18 protein-coding genes and 1 pseudogene are annotated in these 20,843 nt (G+C 63.5%); 16 read left to right on the top strand and 3 right to left on the bottom strand.

Annotated features, from left to right (window positions below):
• Nucleotides 1-6 precede the first annotated feature (6 nt).
• Complete coding sequence (locus VK98_RS13495; protein ID WP_048414526.1) at nucleotides 7-945, bottom strand: acetaldehyde dehydrogenase (acetylating); 939 nt, start codon at nucleotides 943-945, stop codon at nucleotides 7-9.
• Nucleotides 942-1,754 (bottom strand): 2-keto-4-pentenoate hydratase, encoded by an 813-nt coding sequence (locus VK98_RS13490; RefSeq protein ID WP_082159001.1) that lies wholly within the window; start codon nucleotides 1,752-1,754, stop codon nucleotides 942-944. The genes VK98_RS13495 and VK98_RS13490 overlap by 4 nt, the downstream gene beginning before the upstream one ends.
• A gap of 172 nt (nucleotides 1,755-1,926) precedes the next feature.
• On the opposite strand from VK98_RS13490, the gene VK98_RS13485 reads away from it, so the two are divergent.
• From VK98_RS13485 to VK98_RS13475, 3 genes are all read left to right on the top strand, one after another.
• Nucleotides 1,927-2,904, top strand: a complete 978-nt coding sequence (locus VK98_RS13485) for a LysR substrate-binding domain-containing protein (protein ID WP_048414525.1) — start codon at nucleotides 1,927-1,929, stop codon at nucleotides 2,902-2,904.
• 125 nt (nucleotides 2,905-3,029) lie between these two features.
• Entirely contained in the window at nucleotides 3,030-4,493 is a 1,464-nt protein-coding gene (locus VK98_RS13480) for a 2-hydroxymuconic semialdehyde dehydrogenase (protein ID WP_048414524.1), read from the top strand.
• A 20-nt stretch (nucleotides 4,494-4,513) separates the two neighbouring features.
• Nucleotides 4,514-5,863: an MFS transporter gene (locus VK98_RS13475; RefSeq protein WP_048414541.1), complete on the top strand. Its 1,350-nt coding sequence runs from the start codon at nucleotides 4,514-4,516 to the stop codon at nucleotides 5,861-5,863.
• Nucleotides 5,864-5,918: 55 nt separating this feature from the next.
• On the opposite strand, the gene VK98_RS13470 is transcribed toward VK98_RS13475, so the two are convergent.
• Nucleotides 5,919-6,497, bottom strand: coding sequence for a hypothetical protein (locus VK98_RS13470; protein WP_156187868.1), 579 nt, complete (start codon nucleotides 6,495-6,497; stop codon nucleotides 5,919-5,921).
• A gap of 399 nt (nucleotides 6,498-6,896) precedes the next feature.
• Between VK98_RS13470 and wecB the strand changes: the two genes are divergently transcribed.
• From wecB to VK98_RS13415, 13 genes and pseudogenes are all read left to right on the top strand, one after another.
• Nucleotides 6,897-8,087 (top strand): non-hydrolyzing UDP-N-acetylglucosamine 2-epimerase, encoded by a 1,191-nt coding sequence (gene wecB, locus VK98_RS13465; RefSeq protein WP_048414522.1) that lies wholly within the window; start codon nucleotides 6,897-6,899, stop codon nucleotides 8,085-8,087.
• Nucleotides 8,088-8,089: 2 nt separating this feature from the next.
• Complete coding sequence (locus tag VK98_RS13460) at nucleotides 8,090-9,691, top strand: glycosyltransferase family 2 protein (protein WP_197083042.1); 1,602 nt, start codon at nucleotides 8,090-8,092, stop codon at nucleotides 9,689-9,691.
• On the top strand, nucleotides 9,688-10,701 hold the full coding sequence (locus VK98_RS13455) for a hypothetical protein (protein WP_048414521.1): 1,014 nt from the start codon (nucleotides 9,688-9,690) through the stop codon (nucleotides 10,699-10,701). The genes VK98_RS13460 and VK98_RS13455 overlap by 4 nt, the downstream gene beginning before the upstream one ends.
• The gene (locus VK98_RS13450; protein ID WP_156187867.1) at nucleotides 10,698-11,666 is read left to right on the top strand and encodes a hypothetical protein; all 969 of its coding nucleotides are present in this window, start codon (nucleotides 10,698-10,700) and stop codon (nucleotides 11,664-11,666) included. Before VK98_RS13455 ends, VK98_RS13450 begins: the two co-directional genes overlap by 4 nt.
• Nucleotides 11,663-13,540 (top strand): hypothetical protein, encoded by a 1,878-nt coding sequence (locus VK98_RS13445; RefSeq protein ID WP_156187866.1) that lies wholly within the window; start codon nucleotides 11,663-11,665, stop codon nucleotides 13,538-13,540. Before VK98_RS13450 ends, VK98_RS13445 begins: the two co-directional genes overlap by 4 nt.
• A complete protein-coding gene (locus tag VK98_RS22840) occupies nucleotides 13,530-14,399 on the top strand; it encodes a YaiO family outer membrane beta-barrel protein (RefSeq protein WP_053077384.1) in 870 nt (289 codons plus the stop codon). Before VK98_RS13445 ends, VK98_RS22840 begins: the two co-directional genes overlap by 11 nt.
• Nucleotides 14,396-15,232, top strand: a complete 837-nt coding sequence (locus tag VK98_RS13435; RefSeq protein WP_048414518.1) for a hypothetical protein — start codon at nucleotides 14,396-14,398, stop codon at nucleotides 15,230-15,232. Before VK98_RS22840 ends, VK98_RS13435 begins: the two co-directional genes overlap by 4 nt.
• A 294-nt stretch (nucleotides 15,233-15,526) precedes the next feature.
• Entirely contained in the window at nucleotides 15,527-15,766 is a 240-nt protein-coding gene (locus tag VK98_RS13430) for a hypothetical protein (protein ID WP_048414517.1), read from the top strand.
• Between the two features lie 256 nt (nucleotides 15,767-16,022).
• Nucleotides 16,023-16,863, top strand: a pseudogene (locus tag VK98_RS13425) (IS5 family transposase).
• Nucleotides 16,863-17,213 carry a hypothetical protein gene (locus VK98_RS23750; protein WP_156187865.1) on the top strand — a complete coding sequence of 117 codons (351 nt, stop codon included), beginning with the start codon at nucleotides 16,863-16,865 and terminating at the stop codon, nucleotides 17,211-17,213. Before VK98_RS13425 ends, VK98_RS23750 begins: the two are co-directional and overlap by 1 nt.
• A 783-nt stretch (nucleotides 17,214-17,996) precedes the next feature.
• Nucleotides 17,997-19,460 (top strand): alpha/beta hydrolase, encoded by a 1,464-nt coding sequence (locus VK98_RS23385; protein WP_197083041.1) that lies wholly within the window; start codon nucleotides 17,997-17,999, stop codon nucleotides 19,458-19,460.
• Between the two features lie 224 nt (nucleotides 19,461-19,684).
• Nucleotides 19,685-19,960, top strand: a complete 276-nt coding sequence (locus VK98_RS13420) for a hypothetical protein (RefSeq protein ID WP_048414516.1) — start codon at nucleotides 19,685-19,687, stop codon at nucleotides 19,958-19,960.
• A 655-nt stretch (nucleotides 19,961-20,615) separates the two neighbouring features.
• Entirely contained in the window at nucleotides 20,616-20,825 is a 210-nt protein-coding gene (locus tag VK98_RS13415; RefSeq protein ID WP_048414515.1) for an AlpA family transcriptional regulator, read from the top strand.
• Nucleotides 20,826-20,843: the final 18 nt, after the last annotated feature.

Here is a 20,843-nt window from a genome sequence, read left to right as displayed (position 1 = left end):
GGCTCCTCAAGCTTGCAACAGGCGGGCCGCGACGCGTTCGCCGCAGGCCATCGCCGCCGATGTCATGATGTCCAGATTGCCGGCGTAGGCCGGCAGATAGTGGGCCGCGCCTTCCACCTCGATGAAGACCGACACCTTGAGCCCGCCGCTCTGCGCCAGCTCCGGGTAGGCCGCCAGCGCTTCCGCCGGCAGCGCCTCGAACTGCACCTCCTGTTTCAGCCGGTAGCCGGGCACGTAGGCGCTCACTTTGTCCGCCATCGCGGCCACCGAGCGCGCGATGGCGTCCCGGTCCGCCGGCGCGGTCAGGCAGAACACCGTGTCCCGCATCATCAGCGGCGGCTCCGCCGGGTTGAGGATGATGATGGCCTTGCCCTGGCGCGCGCCGCCGACGCCGACAATGGCCTGGGCGGTGGTTTCGGTGAATTCATCGATATTGGCGCGGGTGCCGGGACCGGCCGATTGGCTGGAGATGGAGGCGACGATCTCGCCGTAGAACACCGGCGTCACCGCGGCCACCGCGGCCACGATCGGGATGGTGGCCTGGCCGCCGCAAGTGACCATATTGATGTTGGGCGCGTCCAGATGCGCGTCCAGGTTGACCGCAGGCACCACATAGGGGCCGATGGCGGCCGGCGTCAGGTCTATCACCCTGACCCCGCGCGGCCGCAGCAGCTGCTCGTGGTGGGCGTGGGCGCCGGCCGAGGTGGCGTCGAACACCAGGCGGATGTCGGCGGCCCCAGGCAGGGCCAGCAAGCCTTCCACGCCCTGATGACTGGTGGCCAGGCCCAGGCGCCGCGCGCGGGCCAGGCCGTCGGAATCCGGGTCTATGCCTATCATGGCGGTCAATTCCAGCTGCTTGCCATGACGCAATAGTTTGATCATCAGATCGCAGCCGATGTTGCCGGAACCGATGATGGCCGCTTTGACGCGAGCGGGATGGCTCATGAGGATGCTCCCTGAAGTGAGGCGAAGCAGGCCGACACTTCGCCCAGGCCCTGGATGCGGGCGGTGAACACATCGCCGGCGCGCGCCGGCGCCATCGGTCCCAGCGCGCCGGTCAGCACGATGTCGCCGGCCTTCAGCGGCTCGCCGCGCCGCGCCATCGTGTCGGCCAGCCACAGCGCGGCCAGCAGCGGGTTGCCGAGACAAGCCGCGCCGGCGCCCACCGAAACCGGCTCGCCGCGCAACTCCAGCGTCATGCCGCAGCCGAGCAGATCGACGTCGGCCAGGCGCCGCGGCCGGTTGCCCAGCACGAACAGGCCGCTGGACGCGTTGTCGGCGATGGTGTCGCTGATGCGGATGTCCCAGCCGGCGATGCGGCTGTCCACGATCTCCAGCGCCGGCAACACCGCGTCCACCGCCCGGAACAGATCGGCCAGCGTATGCTTGTCATGGTCCAGATCGCGGCCCAGCAACAGCGCCACCTCCGCCTCGATCTTGGGCTGCAGCAGGCGCCGGCTGTCGATCTCCTCGCCGTCGCACAGCGCCATGTCGGCGAACAGCCGGCCGAAATCCGGCTGCGCCACGCCCAGCTGCCTCTGCACCGCCAGCGAGGTCAGGCCGATCTTGCTGCCCACCAGCCTCCGGCCCTGGGCCTGGGCATGCAGAACGTTCAAGGTTTGCACCTGGTAGGCGGCGTCGACGTCCCCCTCGCCGAGCAGGCCGCGCACCGGAGCGCAAGGCTGGCCGGTGTCGGCGGCGCGACGCAGCTGCTCGGCGGCGGCTTGCAGTGTGGATGGTGAAGCTGGACTCACGGCTCTCTCCTTAATCAAACGGTCCGGCGCGGCCAAACCGGCCGTATCAGTGGGACGCGTTCCAGTCTATGGGCCGGCTCGATAAGGAGAAAATGAATATACGGGCTTCTGCTATTCCCTAAAGTTATGCCATAGTCTTCTGCCACGCCGTTTCAACCGCACAGGAGCGCCCATGGACCCTCTCACGCCTTTTTCCGTGCAAGACATGGTGTTGAACCGGCTCAAGCTGCGGCCCTTGCTGGTGTTCGACCGGGTGCTGCGCTGTCAGTCCATCGCCCGCGCCGCGCGCGAACTGCATCTGACCCAACCGGCGGTGACCAAGGCCATACGCGAGCTGGAGCAGCAACTGGACACCGTGCTGTTCCTGCGCGGCAACCGCGGCGTGGCCCCCACCGAATACGGCCTGTTGCTGGGCGAGCGCGTCCGGGCGGTGATCGCCGAATTGCGCTATCTGACCGACGAGATCAACGCCTTCAAGGGCGGCATCTGCGGGCACGTGATCGTGGGCACCCAGATCTCCGCCAGCGCCAGCCTGCTGCCGCAAGCCATCCTGCGCCTGAAGGCGAACGCGCCCAAGCTGCTGGTCACCGTGCGCGAGGGGCCGCAGGATTATCTGTTCCCGGCGCTGGCCGCCGGCGAACTGGACCTGGTGGTGGGCCGCTTGCCGGACCCGGAAGCGCCGCTCACCCGCAAGCTGCCGCTGCGCCACCAGCCCTTGTACCAGAACCGGCTGTGCATCGTGGCCGGCAGCCACCATCCGCTGCTGGCCGCGCCGCCGGCCGGCCTGACCAAGCTGCGCGACTGGCCGTGGATTCTGCCGCCGCCGGACTCCCCCGCCCGCCTGGTGGCCGAGCAGTTCTTCCACGACGCCGGCCTCGCGCTGCCGGACAATCTGCTGGAGTCGCTGTCCTTGCTGACCAATGTCAATCTGCTGGTGGACTCGGACTGCCTGGGCCTGATGCCGCGGCTGGCGGCACGCCGCTTCGCCGCCGCCAAGCTGCTGGCGGTGCTGCCGCTGGACGAGGTGGGACCGCCCACCGCCGTCGGCTACTCGGTGCGCGACGACAAGCCGCTGACGCCGGCCGCCAGGCAATTGATAGACAGCCTGAAATTGGCCGCCGCCGCGCTGGACGCTGCGGATCAGGTATAAGCGCGGGGAATAGCAAGACTCGATTTATTCATTTTCGCGGCGCGGGCCGCCTTTCCTACACTCGCCAACATTGCGTCGTCCGAAAAACCGCGGCGACGTCCGACCCGTTGACGAGGAAGAGCACCATGACCCGCCCCGCCCTGCTGCCGCTGTACATCAATGGCGGCTTCGAAGAAGGAAGCGCCCGTTTCGACAATATCAGCCCGGTGGACGGCCGCCTGCTGAGCCAGGTGGTTGAAGCCGACGCCGCCCAGGTGAGCCGCGCGGTCAAAGCCGCCAGCGACGCGCTGCAAGGCCCTTGGGGCCGCTACAGCGCGCCTGAGCGCGCCGCCATGCTGCACAAGGTGGCCGACGGCATCCAGGCGCGCTTCGACGACTTCGTCGCCGCCGAAGTGGCCGACACCGGCCGGCCGCTGCACCTGGCGCGCACGCTGGACCTGCCCCGCGCCATCGCCAATTTCCGCACCTTCGCCGACCTCGCCGTCGCCCAGGTCGACGATTGTTGCGAAACCCCGCAGGCCGACGGCGGCCTGCTGTTCAACTACACCGTGCGCAAGCCGCTGGGGGTGGTGGCGGTGATCGCGCCGTGGAACCTGCCGCTCTTGCTGCTGACCTGGAAGCTGGGGCCGGCGCTGGCGATGGGCAACACCGTGGTGTGCAAGCCGTCCGAGGAGACCCCGTCGTCGGCCGCGCTGCTGGCCGAGGTGATGAACGAGGCCGGGGTTCCCGCCGGCGTGTTCAATCTGGTGCACGGCTTCGGCCCCGGCTCCGCCGGCGAATTCCTGACCCACGACCCGCTGATCAGCGCCGTCTCCTTCACCGGCGAATCGCGCACCGGCAGCGCCATCATGAAGGCGGTGGCCGACGGCGTGAAGGACATCTCCTTCGAGCTGGGCGGCAAGAACGCCGCCGTGGTGTTCGCCGACGCCGACTTCGACGCGGCGGTGGCCGGTGTGGCCCGCTCGTCCTTCTTCAACACCGGGCAGGTCTGCCTGTGCACCGAGCGGGTCTATGTGGAGCGCCCGATCTTCGAGCGCTTCGTCGCCGCGCTGAAGGAACGCGCCGAGAACCTGAAGCTGGGCTATCCCGACGAGGACGGCGTGGACCTGGGCCCGCTGGTGTCGCGCCAGCACCGCGAAAAAGTGCTGTCTTACTTCACCCTGGCGCGCGAGGAAGGCGCGCAGGTGGTCACCGGCGGCGAGACGCCGCGCTTCGGCGACGCGCGCGATCAAGGCGCTTACGTGCGCCCAACGATCTGGACCGGCCTGCCCGACCACGCCCGCTGCGTGCGCGAGGAAATCTTCGGCCCAGTCTGCCATATCGCGCCGTTCGACGACGAGGAGGAAATCCTGAGCCGCGTCAACGACAGCCCCTACGGCCTGGCCTGCGCGCTGTGGACCCAGCGGCTGGACCGCGCCCACCGGCTGGCAAGGCGCGTCCAGGTCGGCATCGTCTGGGTCAACGCCTGGTACGCGCGCGATCTGCGCACGCCCTTCGGCGGCAGCAAGCTGTCCGGCCTCGGCCGCGAAGGCGGCCGCCATTCGCTGGACTTCTACTCCGAAATCAGCAATGTCTGCGTCAAGCTGTGACGCGCCGGGAGAACGCCGCCATGTCCGCCACCCTGGATGTTGACCGCTTCATCGACGACAGCCGTCTCGGCTCCTTCCACGCCGTCTTGCTGACGCTGTGCTTCCTGGTCATGTTCGCCGACGGCTACGACCTGGCGGCCTTGTCCTACATCGCGCCCACGCTGATGGAGCAATGGGGGCTGAGCAAGCCGCAACTGGGCCAGGCGCTCAGCGCCGCCTTGTTCGGCCTGGCCGGCGGCGCCATGCTGGGCGGCCCGCTGGCCGACCGCCTGGGCCGCAAACCCGCGGTCATCGCGTCGACGCTGCTGTTCGGCGTCGGCAGCCTGCTGACCGCGGCGGCGGATTCGCTGAGCGCCCTGACCGCTTATCGCCTGCTCACCGGCATCGGCCTGGGCGCGGCGCTGCCCAACACCATCACCCTGCTCTCCGAATACAGCCCGACGCGGCGACGCGCGCTGCTGGTCAGCGCCATGCTGTGCGGCTTTCCGCTGGGCGCGGGGGCCGGCGGTTTGTGCGCCGGCTGGCTGATCCCGCCCTACGGCTGGCGCGCGCCGCTGTGGCTGGGCGGCGCCTTCCCTCTGCTGCTGGCGCTGGCGCTGTATCGCTGGCTGCCGGAATCGGTGCGCTATCTGGCGGCGCGCCGGCGTTCCGCCGCCGACATTCGCGAGCGGCTGCGCCGCCTCGCCGCCACGCCGGAGCTGGAGCGAGCCGACGCCTTCCGCCTTGGCGAGCCCGACGGCGACGCGCCGCGCGCCGGCCTGCGCGCGGTGCTGACCCAGCCTTTGGCCTCAGGCACGCTGCTGCTCTGGCTTAGCTGCTTCATGAGCATGTTGATCTATTACCTGGTGGTGAACTGGATGCCGCTGCTGTTGAAGGAGGCCGGCCTCTCGCTGAGCCGCTTCGCCTGGATCAGCGCGCTGTTTCCGCTGGGCGGCGGCGTCGGTTCCATTCTGCTGGGCTGGTGGATGGGACGCGCCGAACCGCACCGCCTGCTGGCGGCCAACTTCGCCGCCGCCGGCCTGCTGGCCTGGGCGATAGGCGCCGCCGTCTCCCAGGGCGAGCAAGGCGGCTGGCTGGGCTTGCTGGTGTTCTGCATGGGCTTCGCTTCCGGCGGCGGACAGTCGGCGCTGGCCGCGCTGTCCGCCGCCTTCTACCCAACCCACTGCCGGGCCAGCGGCGTGGGCGGCATGTACGGCGTTGGCCGCGGCGGCGCCATCTTCGGGGTGTTGGCAGGCGCGGAGCTGATGCGCCAGCAAGCGCGGCCGGACTGGATTTTCAGCTTCCTGTTGTTTCCCGCCGCGGTCATCGCCATCGCCCTGTTGCTGAAGCGGCAGCGCTACGCGCGCGACAAGCCGGTTCTCGAAGCTTGAGCCCGCGTTAAGACCTGTTTACGCCCCGCCGCGCGCGGGCGGCGAACCGCCGCTCTCATCGCGCCGGCGCGGTGCCTTCCGCGCCAGGCGCCAAGTCTCCCTCGTTGAAACTCATTTCCATCAACTCCCCGGCGGCGTTCCGGCAGTTCACCGCGAAATCGGGCTGCTCCGGATTCTTGCTGCCGGGGTGCAGCCTGACGGAAATCACTTCCATGCAGTCCCGGGTCAGCGCCGCCCGGCGCCCCACCTCCGCCAACGCCGGCGCCCAGCGGCAGAACGCGCCGGCGGCGTAGGAGCCGGCTCCGCACAGCTCCCCGGCGGCTTGCACCGCGTCCGGCAACACCACGCCGGCAATGTCCTTGAGCTCCGCCTCGTTCCTGGCCTCGGCGTGCTGCTGGCTGGGCCAGACCTTATAGCCCAGCCAGCCGGCGCCGGCCAGCAAAGCGACCACCACGGCGCCCACATGCATCCATTTCAGGCGCGAAACCCGTCCCCACTCGCGCCGCGGAAGCGGCTGCGGGTACATTTCCCTATAAGGCGCCTGGCACAGCGGGCATGCGTAATGCGGCGCCCGTTGGTCGCGCGGCGTATTGCCGCGCAGGTAGCCGCAGCGAAGACACTGTCTCTTTTCCATGGGCACTCCTCCCCAGATTGAAGTCAGCCGCGCTCGCCGGCGCTTTTGGTCTGCTTCTCAAACAATCAGCGCACCCCATGCGTATGTCCTTGCATGCTAGCAAGAAAATGCCATTGCAGTTTCACACCGTAGTCTCGGCCCTGGCACTAGCGCTTCGGCCAGGTGCAATCCGGCGGAATCGCGCGGCCGGCCCAGACGGGCCTCAACAGCCGCGGCGGCTTGCGAATCGCCGCTCCCCAACGCGCTCATATTAAACCTATTGATTTAAACAAATATTTAACTTTGTTTCCTGTGGTGGATGTGCTAGCTTAATTTAAACAAATAAAAACAGTAGTTTTAACAAAACAAACAAAGCCACGCTCTGATGAATGGCTCACAAATCGCTGCAATGGAGACAATATGTTTACCGTACTGACAATCTTCGGCACCCGCCCGGAGGCCATCAAGATGGTGCCCGTCATTCACGCGCTGCAAGACTGCCCGGACGTGGCGTCCAAAGTCTGCGTGACCGGGCAACACCGCGAGATGCTGGACCAGGTATTGGATTTTTTCGGGATCAAGCCGGACTTCGACCTGAAGCTGATGCAACAGGCGCAGGGCTTGGCGTCGTTGACCGCCAGGCTGGTGGAAACGGTCGACAAGATCCTGGAGGAAGTCCAGCCCGACGTCGTGCTGGTGCACGGCGACACCGCCACCACGCTGGGCGCCAGCCTGGCCGCGTTTTACCGCCGGATTCCCATCGGCCACGTGGAAGCGGGCTTGCGGACCGGCGACTTGTATTCGCCCTGGCCCGAGGAAATGAACCGCCGCGTCACCGACATTCTGGCGTCCTGGCACTTCGCTCCGACGGATGAGTCCCGCCTCAACCTGCGCAATGAAAAGGTCGACCCCGACCGTATCTTCGTCACCGGCAACAGCGTCGTCGACACGCTGCAGCTGGCGGTGAAGAAGCTGGAGCAACAGCCTGATCTTAAGGCCGACATCGCCGCCGCCTTCGCCTATCTGCGGCCGGAAGCGAGGATGATTCTGGTCACCGGCCACCGCCGGGAGAAGTTCGGCGAAAAATTCGAAAGCTTCTGCCGCGCCTTGGTCAGCCTGGCGGAACGCTACCCGGACGTGGACATCGTCTATCCGGTGCATCTGAATCCCAATGTGCGCAAACCGGTGTACGCCCTGCTGTCCCGGGTGCGCAACATCCATTTGATAGAACCGCTGCAATACCTGCCCTTCGTCTATCTGATGGCCCGCTGCCACCTCATCATCACCGACTCCGGCGGCATACAGGAAGAAGCGCCGGCGCTGGGCAAGCCTGTGCTGGTCACCCGGGACACCACGGAGAGACCGGAAGCGCTTGCGGCCGGCACCGCCATGCTGGTGGGCACCGAAACCGAGCTCATCGTCCGGCACGCCAGCGCCTTGCTGGAAGACGAGGCGGCCTATCAACGCATGTCCCAAGCCCACAACCCCTATGGCGACGGCTGCGCCGGCAAGCGCATCGCCGCCATTCTCTCCTCGCTGCCGCGCCAACAGCGGGAAGCGGACAAGCGCAGCCGGACCGCCGCCGCCATCGCTCCCGCGCAAGGAAGATAAGGATGGCGCCGCGAGTCCTGCTTTGGCTGACCCTGCTGGTCTGCTGCGCGCCGGCCTGGTCCGCCAGGGATGCGGCCAAGCCCGCCGGCCGTCACGCCCGCCACCACGATGCGGCCCTGTCCCCGGAAAGCCAGGCCGCCATGGCGGCCCTGCCCATTGACCCGGACGCTTCCCCCGCCGCCGTCAGCCCCAGCGTCAGCATCAAGGGAGCGTCGGACAACGTCGATCTGCGTCATACCCAGCAACTGATCCTGGACCAGATCGAAGAGGCGCGCCGCCGCACCGTCAGCCAGGAGGACGACCCCTTGCTGCAACGCGAAACCGCCACGCCCTTCATCTGGGTCTTGCGCGCGCTGAGCCTGGCGCTCTACGGCGTGGCGCTCTTGATCGCGGTGTACGCGGCGCGCCACATGGCTTTCACCTTGAATCGGCTGTTCGGCCATCAGCGCCACCCCTATCTGGACATTGAGACGGCGCAATGGCCCAAGGTCACCGTCTTCATCGCGGCGCACAACGAGGAGGCCGTGATCGCCGACGCGATGGAAGCCTTGCTCGAATCCGACTATCCGCCGGGACGAATGATCATCATGCCCGTCAACGACCGCTCCACGGACGGCACGCGCGCCATCATAGACCGCATCGCGGCGCGCCGGCCGGACGCGATCCGGCCGTTTCACCGCACCCAGGGCAAGCCCGGCAAGGCGGCGGCGCTGAAGGACGCGACGGCCTTGATCGACACCGAGCTGTTCATCGTCTTCGACGCCGACTACCTGCCAAGCCGCGGCTTGCTCAAGCAATTGATCGCGCCCTTCTTCGACCCCGAAGTCGGCGCCGTGATGGGGCGCGTGGTGCCCTTGAACCCGGGCGCCAATCTGTTGACCCGCATGCTGGACATGGAGCGCGCGGGAGGCTACCAGGTGGATCAGCAGGCCAGGATGAATATGAAGCTGGTGCCGCAATACGGCGGCACCGTCGGCGGCATCCGCGTCGCCGCGCTCAACAGCGTCGGCGGCTGGCACGACGATGTGCTGGCCGAAGACACCGACCTGACCTACCGGCTGTTGATCGGGGGCTGGCTCACGGTCTACACCAATCGCTCCGAGTGCTACGAGGAGGTGCCGGAGAGCTGGCCGGTGCGCATCCGGCAATTGATGCGCTGGACCCGCGGCCATAATCAGGCGCTGGCGCGGCACGTCGGCCGGCTGCTGAGCACTCGCGGGGTGCAAAGGCGGGAAAAACTGGATGGGCTGCTGTTGCTGGGCACTTACGCCATGTCCCCGCTGCTGCTGCTGGGCTGGGCCATCACCCTGCTGCTGTTCTTTTTCGACAGCATGCTGCCCTCTCCCGGCGTCTTGCTGGTGCTGGCCCTGGTCTGCTACAGCGCGATGGGCAATTTCGCCGCCTTCTTCGAGATCGGCGTCGCCTGCCATCTGGACGGCAACGGCAAGCGGCTGCGCATTTTGCCTTTCGCCATTCTTGGCTTTCTCGTCAGCCTGGTCACCATTTCCCGCGCCACGCTGCGGCAGTCGCTGATCGAACCGTTCAGGAAAAACCGAACGCTGCACTGGGACAAGACCAAGCGCTACCGGAGGCAGCCGGGATGATGGCCTTTCTTTACCTGCTGGGCGCGGCGGCGCTGATCGCCCTGCCGCTGTTGCCCGGCCTGCTGGAGCTGCTGCGCAAGACCGACACCACCGCGCTGGGCATCAATCGGCTGCACACCGGCACCGCCGACGTCTTCGCCCGCGGCTACCGGCGACGGCTGGACGCGCTGGACTCGGGCGAGTGGCGGCAAGACTGGAACGCTCGCCTGGACGCCGCCGGGCAAGCCGGCCGCCCCGTCGTGGACGAGGAGGTGTTGGCCGCAGGCGAATTGCGCATTCCCGCCCACTTCAGTTTCCTGAAAGAAATCCATTGCGACGACAACATCGTCGCCGCTCAGGGCGTGATCCTGCGCAGCGTCTTGGCCGACGGCAAGCTGAAGCTGGGGCCGGACAGCTCGATTCTGCGTTGGGCCGGCGCCGGCGACATGGACATCGCGCCCGGCGCCCAGCTGTTCGGCCGGGCCGTGGCGGAACACCGGCTGGACATCGCGGGGCCGGTCCGCTTCCAACGCATCCAGGCCGCCGCCATCCGCATGGGCGGTGAGCTGCGCCGGCTGCCTCCGGCAAGGCCGCTGCGGGAAGTGGACATCGAAAACCTGCGCACGCCCCACCCGTTTAACGCCGAAATGCGCCGCGCGGTGGTGGACGGCGATTTCCGCTTGCCGGAAAACAGCCTGCTGCGCGGCCACCTGGTGGTGCGAGGCGGCCTGAGCGTCGGCCCCGGCTGCCGGATAGAGGGCAGCGTCAAGGCCAGCGGACCGGTGCGTCTGGCTCGCGGCGTGCTCGTGGACGGCGCCGTCATTTCCGACCACTCCATCGTCTGCCGGGAAGACTGCCGGCTGCTGGGCCCAGTCGTGGCGGACCGGTTCGTCGCCATCGGCGCCCATTCGGCGCTGGGCGCGCCGGATTCGCCCAATACCGTCTCTTCGCGCCTGGTGCTGCTGACGCCGCCGCTGATCGCGCACGGCACCATCTGGGCCCGCGTCCGCGGCAAGGTGCGCGGACGATGATGAAGCGTCTCTGTCTGCTGCTGACCTTGTGTTGCGGAACGAGCCAGGCCGCCGCCGACCTTTTCAAGCTGCCCGGCTATCAAGACGAGGACGGCGCCATCCTGCTGCAAGCGCATGGCCGTCATGTCGACCCTTATTTCGCGATGAAGGCCTTGCTGACGGCCGAGGAACTGGGCTTGTCCATCGCGCCCGCCGCGGACGCCTGGACCGCCTGGCTGGCCCCGAGACAGGAAAGCAACGGCAGCTTCCCCCGCTTCGAACGCCAAACAAACGGCGACTGGCGCCGCGCGGCGGACGCCGACGCCGACGACTCCACGCTGGCCCTGTGGATTTCATTGCTGAGCCGGCGCTATCGGCAACAAGACATGCCGCCGGCGCTGCAGGCGTCGCTGGCGCGCGCCAGACGGGCGCTGTGGAAGTTGAGACAGCCGCGCAGCGGCATTTACGACTACGCCGCCGGCGCCAAGCTGGGCTATCTGATGGACAACGTAGAAGTTTACGCCGCGCTGCGCGACGACTGCGCCAGAACCGGCGCCGGCTGCCGGCGGGTGCGCCAGCTGGCCGCGGCGCTGCCCAAGGCGTTTTGGGAGGCCAAAACCCGGCGCTGGCGCACCGCCAGCCGCGACCTTCCCCCCGTCGCCTTCTACCCGGAGGCCGCGGCCCAGCTGTTCCCCAAGATGGCGGGCTTGCCGCCGATGCCGGGCCAAGCCTCCTTCGACGCCTGGCTGCTCGGCGAAGGCCGGCCCTGGCTTGCCCAGGACCCGCCGCAACTGGACTTCCCCTGGGGCCTGCTGGCGCTGGCCGCGCTGCGGGACGGCCGCGAGGACGCGGCGCGGGCCTGGCTGCGGCAAGCGGCGCCCGCGCGCGGAACCCCGCGCTGGAATGTGCTGGAAGAAGCGGTTTTTCAAGGATTGGCGCTCCGCCTGGCCGCAACGGCGGAGCCAGAACAAAGGCTGGAAGAATGAACAAGATTCGATCATGTCCCCGCTGGGTGGTCATCATCCTGCTGCTGGGACTCTTGCTGGCGGCAAGCGCGATATGGCATGGCCTGCGCGCCAAGCAAACGCCGCCGCCCGCCGCCTTCATCGCCTTGCTGCTGCCGGACAAGCCGGCCAGCAACAAATACGCGCTGGCCTGGCAAGACGCCGCCAACGAGGGCGGCGTGGCGATGATGCAGATCAGCGCCAGCCAACTGGTGGGCATGGAGCCGGAACAACGCGCCCGCCTCCGCGGCATCATCTTGCCGGACACCATACACCGTTACGTCGACGCGGCCTTGACCGGGGTATTGGAAGAATACGTGCGGGCCGGCGGCGCCTTATGGATCAACTACGACGCCGCCAGCGAAAACGCCGGCGGCCGCTTTCTGGACAAGCCGGCGCTCACGCGCCTGGTGGGCGTGGATTATCTGCTGTACCGGGAACTGGGCAAGCAGATGGTGCGCAGGGATTTGATGCTGATGCCGCCTTCCGCCGTCGCCGAGCTCGGCATCACCCCCGGCCGCTTCCAGCCCTATTCGGAAGGCCAGTCCGCCCTGCTGCAAGCCTCGACCTACGGCTACGACCAGGCCGCCTTCAGCTACCTGGCCACCCGCGGCCGCTTCCCTGGCCGCGTGCTGGCCCAAGGGCCGGACGGCACCTTGATCGCCGGCCTGCGCGATTACGGCCGCGGCAAGGTTTTATTCGTCAACCTGCCGGTCACCTTCCTCAAAATACGCACCGACGGCTTGTGGCTGCAGTCCTATCTGAGCTTTTTCAACACGCAGGTGCTGCGCCTGCCCCAGCTGGCCGCCGTGCCGGACGGCGTGGGCGGCCTGGTGATGAACTGGCACGTCGACGACGCCAACGCCATCCCCTATCTGGACCTGCTCGAGAAACTGGGGTTTCTCGAACAGGGTCCGTATTCCGTCCATTTCACCACCGGCCCGGACACCAACCAGCCCGGCGACCATAGAGGCATGGATCTCGCCCATAACCCGCGAGCCCAGGACTGGGTGCGCCGCCTGCGCGGGCTGGGCTACGACATCGGCGCGCACGGCGGCTGGGCGCACAACTACTTCGCCTTCAACATCAACGAGCGCAACGGCAAGCAATGGGCGCCCTATCTCGCCAACAACAAGCAAGACCTTGAGCGCCTCATCCAGCAGCCGCTCGCCGAATATTCCGCGCCCAACGGCCACCATCCGGACTGGGTGACCGCCTGGCTGCGCCAACACGGCGTACAGGCTTATTACTACGTGGGCGATCTGTCCATGGGGCCGACCCGGGCCTACATCGATCCGGCCGACATGCACGGCCGCCCCTGGGCTTTTCCGGTATCGGCCAACGGCGGCATCGCCTCCTTCGAGGAGGCGGTGCGCAACAAGCTGCCCAGCACCCAGATGACGCTGTGGCTGCAGGACATGACGCGCTTCGCCGCGCAACAGCGGGTAGCGCGCCTGGTCTACTTCCACCCTCCCGGCGTCTACTTCTACCAGCAGACGGTCCGGCAATGGCTGGCCCAAACCCGGACGCTGCGCGAACAGGGCGTGTTTCACTGGTACACGATGACCCAGCTGTCCCGCTTCCTGTCCCAACGCGAACTGACTCAATGGCAAGTCGCGCCGGCGCAAGGGCCGGACGCGTCCTGGGTCAGCGTCAGCGCGCACAACCCGAAAACCTTGGCGCGGCAAAGCTGGCTGCTGCCCAAAACCCCTGCGCGGCCGGTGCTGCGGTCCGGCCAGGCAAATATCGAAGCGCTGCCGGACGCCTGGCGGATCACCGCCCAATCCGGACAAGACCTGAGATTTGAATACGCGCAAACCGCGAGCGCAACGATGGAGACCCGCCATGCTCAGTAAACGACTAGCGCAAATCGGCCTGCTGGCCCTGTGCCTTGCCGGCCCTGCCCGCGCCGACCAGCCGGCCGCGCCGGAAACGGCCGAGGCGGCGCCCGCTCCCGCCGAGGTCGAAGCCTATTCACCGCCGGCGGCGCCGGAGCCGTATGCTTGGGCGCGCAGCATCGAGGTCGGCGCGCAGCACTCCCGCCTCACCGGGGACAATCCGGCCTGGGACGGGGTCTACCTGTCCGGCGTCTGGCAGACCGACGCCGGCAACGTTTTCGATTGGGTCGCCGAACAAGACAGCCGTTTCGGCGAGCGGGGCCTGGCCTTGAACGGCGGCTGGAACCACGACATCAACCCCGACTGGTACGGCAGGCTGGAGCTGGGCCGCAGCAGCGGCGGCACCTTCTGGCCCGGCACCCATTACGGCGCCGCCCTCAACCGCAAATGGCTGCCCGCCCGCAACCTGGTCACCAGCTTCGGCCTAGCCTACAACGACAACCGCCAAGGCTATAGCGACCGCATTCTGACCCTGGGCATGGCCTACTACTTCGACGCGCCCTGGGTGGTGGAAGCCGGCGTGCACCGCACGCTGAGCAATCCCGGCAGCGTGACCTCGATGCAGGGCTACGGCGCGGTGACCTATGGCCGCGACCGCTGGCGCCTGCTCACCCTGGCCGTCAACGCCGGCGGCGAAGGTTATATGCCCATCGGCGTCGACCAGCCCAAGCAGAGCTTCGACAGCCAGCTGTATCAACTGAGCTGGAGAGAATGGATAGGCCGGCACTGGGGCGTCCATGCCGCGATCGAGCGCTACCACAGCCCTTATTACGAGCGCACCGGCGTCACCACCGCCGTGTTCTGGAACCTGCCATGAGCCTTCAGGAACGTCTGCACCGCTTCAGGGCGCTGCGCCACACCGGCCATGGCGGCGAGCACATCGCCCTGCACCGGGCGATGCGCACCGAACCCTTCCGGCGCCTCCGCTGGCTGGAGATCATCGGCCTGCCGCTGCTGTTCAACCTTTTGCTGCTCAAATTCCTGCCGGAGACGCTCGCGCTCTGGCGGCAGATCACGCAATGGAGCATAGAGGCGACCGGCGTGCCCGCCCAACTCTCCAGTCTGCAGGTCTTGAACGGACTGACGCCGGGGCTGTGGCTGCCGTGGCTGGACCTGCCGGCGTCGGTGCCCTCGTTCTGGCAATGGTGGGGCAACGGCCTCATCGGCTTGCTGCTGCTGTCGCTGTCGTTTTTGATCAGCCCGGAAAGCATGCCCGCGCGTTATCTGCTGCGCTTGTTCGTCATCATCCAGAGCAGCTCCTGCGTTTACTTCGCGCTATTGCCGGCGGCCTTCAACCACTCCCTGCCCGAGTACCACAGCTCCTGCCTGACCTTTGTGCTGATCCTGCTGTTCTTGATGCCCTGGGTGCACGCGCTGACCTTTCACGTGCTGGAGAAGCCGGTCTGGCACAAACTCGCTCTCAGCGGCGTTTCCCTGGCCTATCTGCTGCTGGAGGCGCCGCTGCATTATTTCGCCGCCGCCCTGGCGCTGCACTACGGCTCGCTGCTGTTCATGCCCCTGCTGTTCATACTGGGCAGCTTGATGGTGGAAGTGATGATGATGATTGCGCTGTACGCCTGGGCGATGAGCTGGGAGGAAGGCCTCCCGATCGGGTTCGGCAGCGCTCGTCGACCGAAACCGGAAATCTGAATCGAGAACGGGGCTTGCGCCTCGTCTCCGCCCGACCTAAGGGCCAGTTCAAAGTCTTGCGAGCCAGGGTGAGACAAGGCGAAAACGAGCGAGAAAGCGGAATGTACGAAGGGTACATAAGCATTTCGAAGTGGGTTCCAACGCCCTTTTCTATCCATCCCGCCGAAGCGCAGCAGGCTTTGAACAGGTTCAAAGCGCGCGACCTTATCGCGAGGGCGGCAGACCATCCCGCGGTCGAATCCGCGCGCAAGACGTGTATGCTGTTATGCGAACCAAAATCAAACCAGGGGGCATATGGGCTTCAGCGCAAATGAAAAAGACAAGATGGTGGCCCTGAAGGGCGTCGGCGCCACCGTCGTGTCCAGACTGGAACAAATCGGCTTTTCCTCCTTGGTGCAACTGGCGGAGCAGGACCCGGCGCTGCTCACGCGCCAGATCGCCGACATGATGGGGTCCAGCTGCTGGCACAACAGCCCGCAGGCCAGATCCGCAATCCAGGCCATCATCGATTTAGCGCGAACCGAGCGCGGCTGAACCGCCACGAACGGCGAACACGCTATGGCCGCCCACGTCAGATAAAAAGAGGCCGCAAGCTAGCTGCGCACTTTAGCCTGATCCGGCATATTGATTCTCACGCTCCAACCGCCTCCCGGTTCAGCCCGCGCTCAAATGCGCGGACATCGACGGAGGCATCAAATAGCTGGCAAGCCCTTGGGCACCTCGAAAAACCTAGACAAACACACCTGCTGTTAAGATTACGTTGTCCCAAACCTTGCCGAGTTTGAGCCCGATGAAACAGCGCAACGCCATCAAGAACGACCTGTTCGCCGCCGATCATCACCGCCGGAAGATTGACCGGCTGGGCGATCCGCTCTCCGAGATCGAGCAGCACATCGACTTTGCTACTTTAGCTGCTGAGATCGAACGGGCGGCACCGAGACCGGTCAGCCCGCAGGGCGGTCGACCGCCGTTTCCGACCGAAACGATGGTACGGATTCTGGTGCTCAAGCGACTTTACAGCCTGTCCGACGAGCAGATGGAGTATCAACTGCTCGACCGCATGAGTTACCAGCGTTTCTGCGGTTTGAACCACGCCGTTAATATTCCCGACCACACCACGATCTGGACCTTCGAGAGCCGGATCGGCGAGACCGGCGCTCATGCGCTGTTCGACGGCGTGTCGGCCCAGTTGCTCAAGCAGGGCTATATCGCACGAGGCGGTCAGATTATTGACGCGACGCTGGTGCCGGCGTCGAAGCAGCACAACACTACAAGCTGTCGGTGAACGTCGACAATAAATACAAACTGATCCGTAAGTTCGAGACCGACACCGCCAGCACGCACGACAGCCCGCATTTCGACAAGGTCTTCGATACCGGCAACACAAGCCGGGACGTTTACGCCGACCGCGGCTACCCGTCCGAAGTGCGTGAAGCTCAGCTTGCGCAGGATAGATTCCGAAACCAGATTCAGCGCAGGGGTACACCAACAAGCCGCTGTCCGACTGCCAGCAGCAACGCAAGCAGCGCATTGCCAGGGTGCGTGCGAACTTCGCGCTGACGATGATGGCGACCTGCTACAACCTGAAGCGATTGGTATTTCTCTGCAAGGCGGGAATCCAAGCCTTCTGATGCTCGAACTCGCCTGGATCGCCGGTTTGAGCGGAGAGCCGAGCAAAAAATCACGTGACGCATCCCAAAAAATGGCAGCTCATCTCGGAAGTCGCGCCGAATGTGGTCGCGGTTATCATGTTGCGGCCGGGTTCACTGAAAATATCAGGTTATTCGAAGTGGCCTTCAATGCCCTACGGCAACTCGAAGCATATGAAACCATTCGCAACAACACTAAGCAACACCCTATTGCGATATGCGGAACTATTGCTTCGATAAAACCAACCTCAAAGGACAAGGCGATTAACCTGAAAAAAAGTAAAGCCATAAAACGCCCTGACCTGCCTGATAATTGCGTCAATATTGAATGATCCATATTCCCAAAAGATTACAGCTAGGCCGATGGGCTCTCTGAAGAAGATGAAATCATTGCCTTTGGAATGTGGGCCCGCAGTCCAGATCAGAATGGGCGCTTTGAAAAGCCCATTAAATACAAAACAGTCACAACCAGAAAATTAAATCTCAATCCACACTTAAAGAGGCAGATATTTGAAATTCAACGACGATAGCCAGCATGCCTTGAATGTACATCTGTAATAAACAAGCCCGCCACCCAGCGGGCTTTATTTTTGGCGTAATCGCACCAAGAGATGAACATTGCAGCCAAGGACGAGCAATTGGCCACGCTGGCGCCTCGACCGCAACGCTGCAAGTGCCACTGAGGGCATTCCGAGGCTCGCGGCGTAATGTGCGACCGAACCGCGGATCGTGCACCTGTTTTTCCGGCCTGAGCCGAAGAAAAGGAAACCCGCCGACACGCGGTGCTCGCTTGACCAGGTTGAGCGTCGCGTCGGCGACATCCCCAGGGGCAAGTTCACGAGCGCGGACGTCGCCTAGCTCTTGTACCTGAGAATCGAGTCGGCGCGGTAAATCTACATAGATGCCGTCAACGCCGGACTGCTGCGGATTGTACGTACAAATAGACAGCAGAAGATACACAAGAAAGTGGGGAAATGGCATAAATCACACTGGTATAGTCGTGACGGCAACTATCAACTGCCCGGCAGCCAGAAGCAAGCTCATATAACGCGCCATAAGCGTATGGCGACTTCTGGCCCTTATACATGCCAGACAACTACACTGGGGATAGCCAAATGAATTACTTCATGTCCATACTAATATTGATGAGCGTCATATCATTTAGCACCGAGGCGTCAACAATCCAATGGCAAAATTGCTCAGACTTGAAGTTCCGCCACTGGTTTAAAGACTCTACTAATCCCAAGCTTCAGTGCGGGCACCTTGACGTGCCATTGAAATACATCAGTGGAACAAGTCTTAAAGAGCAGGATTTCGGAAGTCATGTCAGGCTTGCTCTGACTCGGCTGCCTGCCAAAGGGGTGAGTAAGGGTTCACTTTTGATTATCAGCGGAGGGCCTGGTTATTTTGGAATTAACCCATGGGTAGATATAGAAGGATCCGCCAAGAAAATACATGAATCTTGGGACATCGTGGGGTACGACCCTAGAGGGGTCGGGCAGTCTAAGCCCATAATAGACTGCACAATAATAGAAGAGCCGTCAACTCCCGAAAATTACAACAAAGACCTGATAAATGCCTGTGTTAAATACACAGGCATTGATATTCTGAAGCACATGGGTACTGACGAAGCTGCAAGTGACGTGGATCGTATTCGGCAAGCTGTAGGAGATAAAAAACTATCAGCAATAGCATACTCATACGGAACTCAAGTCGGCTTGATTTATGCGGAGCGTTTTCCCAATAATGTGCGGGCCATGGTGCTTGACGGTGTTGTAGACATTGATGAAGCAAAAGATAGTTATAGCATGCGAGAGAATCAGGAAAGAGGATACCAGGCGACTTTCGAACGATTTGCTGCGTGGTGCGCAAGAACAAAAAAATGCCCGCTTTCTGCCGATAAATCCGTTGCAACTCAGCAGTACGTTGACCTGTTAAACAAGCTGCACTCTACACCGTTATCCAGGGCAGATGGTCAGCAGGTATCAGCCAATGAGCTGAAATCACTAACCACCTCGCTCTTAATATGGCATTCATCTTGGCCGGATTTGGCAACAGCAGTAAGGCAGCTTAGTAAAGGTGTTGTCGGAAAAAAAGTAGAACAAATCTTGGGCCAGCAGGAGTCTGATTCAATTTCATACCTGTCGGAGGATGCTCTTAATGTCATATCTTGTGTCGACTTCTCTCCCTCTGGACTCAGCCAGGATGATATCCTTTATCGGAGACGAAAAATAAAAGAAGCGTTCCCTGCAATCAATTTCCAGCCCCAGGAGCCAGACCCGGTTGAACTGTGCGATATGTGGCCTTGGAAGAGTAACTTTCATTCGAGACGTCCTGCTAGCATACCCGCCTTGCCTCAGTTGCTTTTTGTCGCGCAGCGACATGACCCTACGACCCCATGGCAGAATGCAAGAACTATGGCGACTCAATTTAAAGGCACATTGATTACTCTGGAAGGAGATGGGCACACGCTAGCATTATCGGGGAAAGAAAAATGCGTGGACAAGGCGATTATCGACTATCTCAATGCTCCTGATAAAAAACAAGATGATAAATCATGTCATAGAGCGCGTCATTGATCGAAAAGGTTGTTTTGTAGTGACGCTTTCATGAGTCTATTTCTGATCATTTCTTTCCCGTGATTCACCATTTACCCCCCTGCTCCTGGCAAAGGATAGAGGGTTTTCTTTTTGGAAATACACACGCCCCCGCAACACTTGCAAGAAGCCCCTGACACCGCCCCCCTGACCGGCCTAAACGAAGCCCACGCAAGTGGGCTTTTTAACGACCCAAGGAACAGACCATGAACAACAGCATCAACGGCGTGTTCGTCTTCGAAATGAACGACTGCGATTGGGTAGTGGCGCGCTCTGCCGAAGAGGCCGCCGACTGGTACATGGATATCGCGGCGCCATTGGACTATGCGGGCATGCGCGCGCTGACCGCTGAAGAACTCGACGAGTTTGATTATTTCCTTGAGCGCCGCGGCGGCCCGGCCATCTCCTTCCGTCAGCGGCTGCAACAGATCGTCGCCGATGGCTCCTTCATTCCCAACTTGTTTGCATCGACGAATTTTTGATGACCGGCTGCTGGATAGACACCAGCTATCGAGATGGCCGGATGGTAATTCGATGGGTCGCTCACGCGACCCTTTCTTATTAGGTGTGGGCATGAATGCAGTCACCCGCCCGGCTCTGCGCTGCCACGGCGCGAAGTTCAGGCTTGCGCCGTGGATCATGGGCTTCTTCCCGCCGCACCGCTGCGATGATTGAAAACCGGCCGCGGCACCGCCGTTCGGACCGAATGCGCATGGCTCACCCCCGCATGCAGCGCCGCGCTGCATCAGAACGATCTTTTCAAGGAGATTGCATGATGCAACAGAACCTGATCGACGCCGCGCGCGACATTATCGCGGTAGACCGCTCCGGCGCACACCTAGTGGCCAATGTTATTTAGAGCCGCTAACAAAACCTCGCAGAGAAGCTGTGCCAGGGCGCGCCGACGCAGGCAGCACAAGTGGTACGACAAGGAGGCGCAACGCAGGATCAGGGTTTTTGTTAGCGGGTCTTAGAACGTGTTTACGATCTCGCGAGCTAAGGCGAGACAAGGCGAGACAAGGCGAAAACGAGCGAAAAAGCGGAATGTACACGTGGTACATGAGCATTTTGAGCCCGGTTTCAACGCCGTATCGCCGACGCGCAGCAGATCGTAAACAGGTTCTTAGGAGAGCAACCATGTCCAGAATACTTTACACGATGAAGGAAATTCGTCGACTGACAGGGTTTCACCCTGCAACGATCTACCGTAAGATCAAGAAGAACGAATTTCCCGACCCCATCAAGATCGGAACCGCATCTCGCTGGCCAGAAGAGGACTATGCGAAATGGCGGGCAGAGTACATCTCCAAGCAGCGTGCTGACCCCACCAACGAACGTTGTGAGTAACACTGTGAGTAACAAAGC

It is taken from the genome of Chromobacterium sp. LK11 (assembly GCF_001043705.1).
GTDB classification, from domain to species: domain Bacteria; phylum Pseudomonadota; class Gammaproteobacteria; order Burkholderiales; family Chromobacteriaceae; genus Chromobacterium; species Chromobacterium alkanivorans.
Note: the sequence above shows the minus strand (reverse complement) of the source record. Positions and strands in the feature narration are given on the sequence as shown.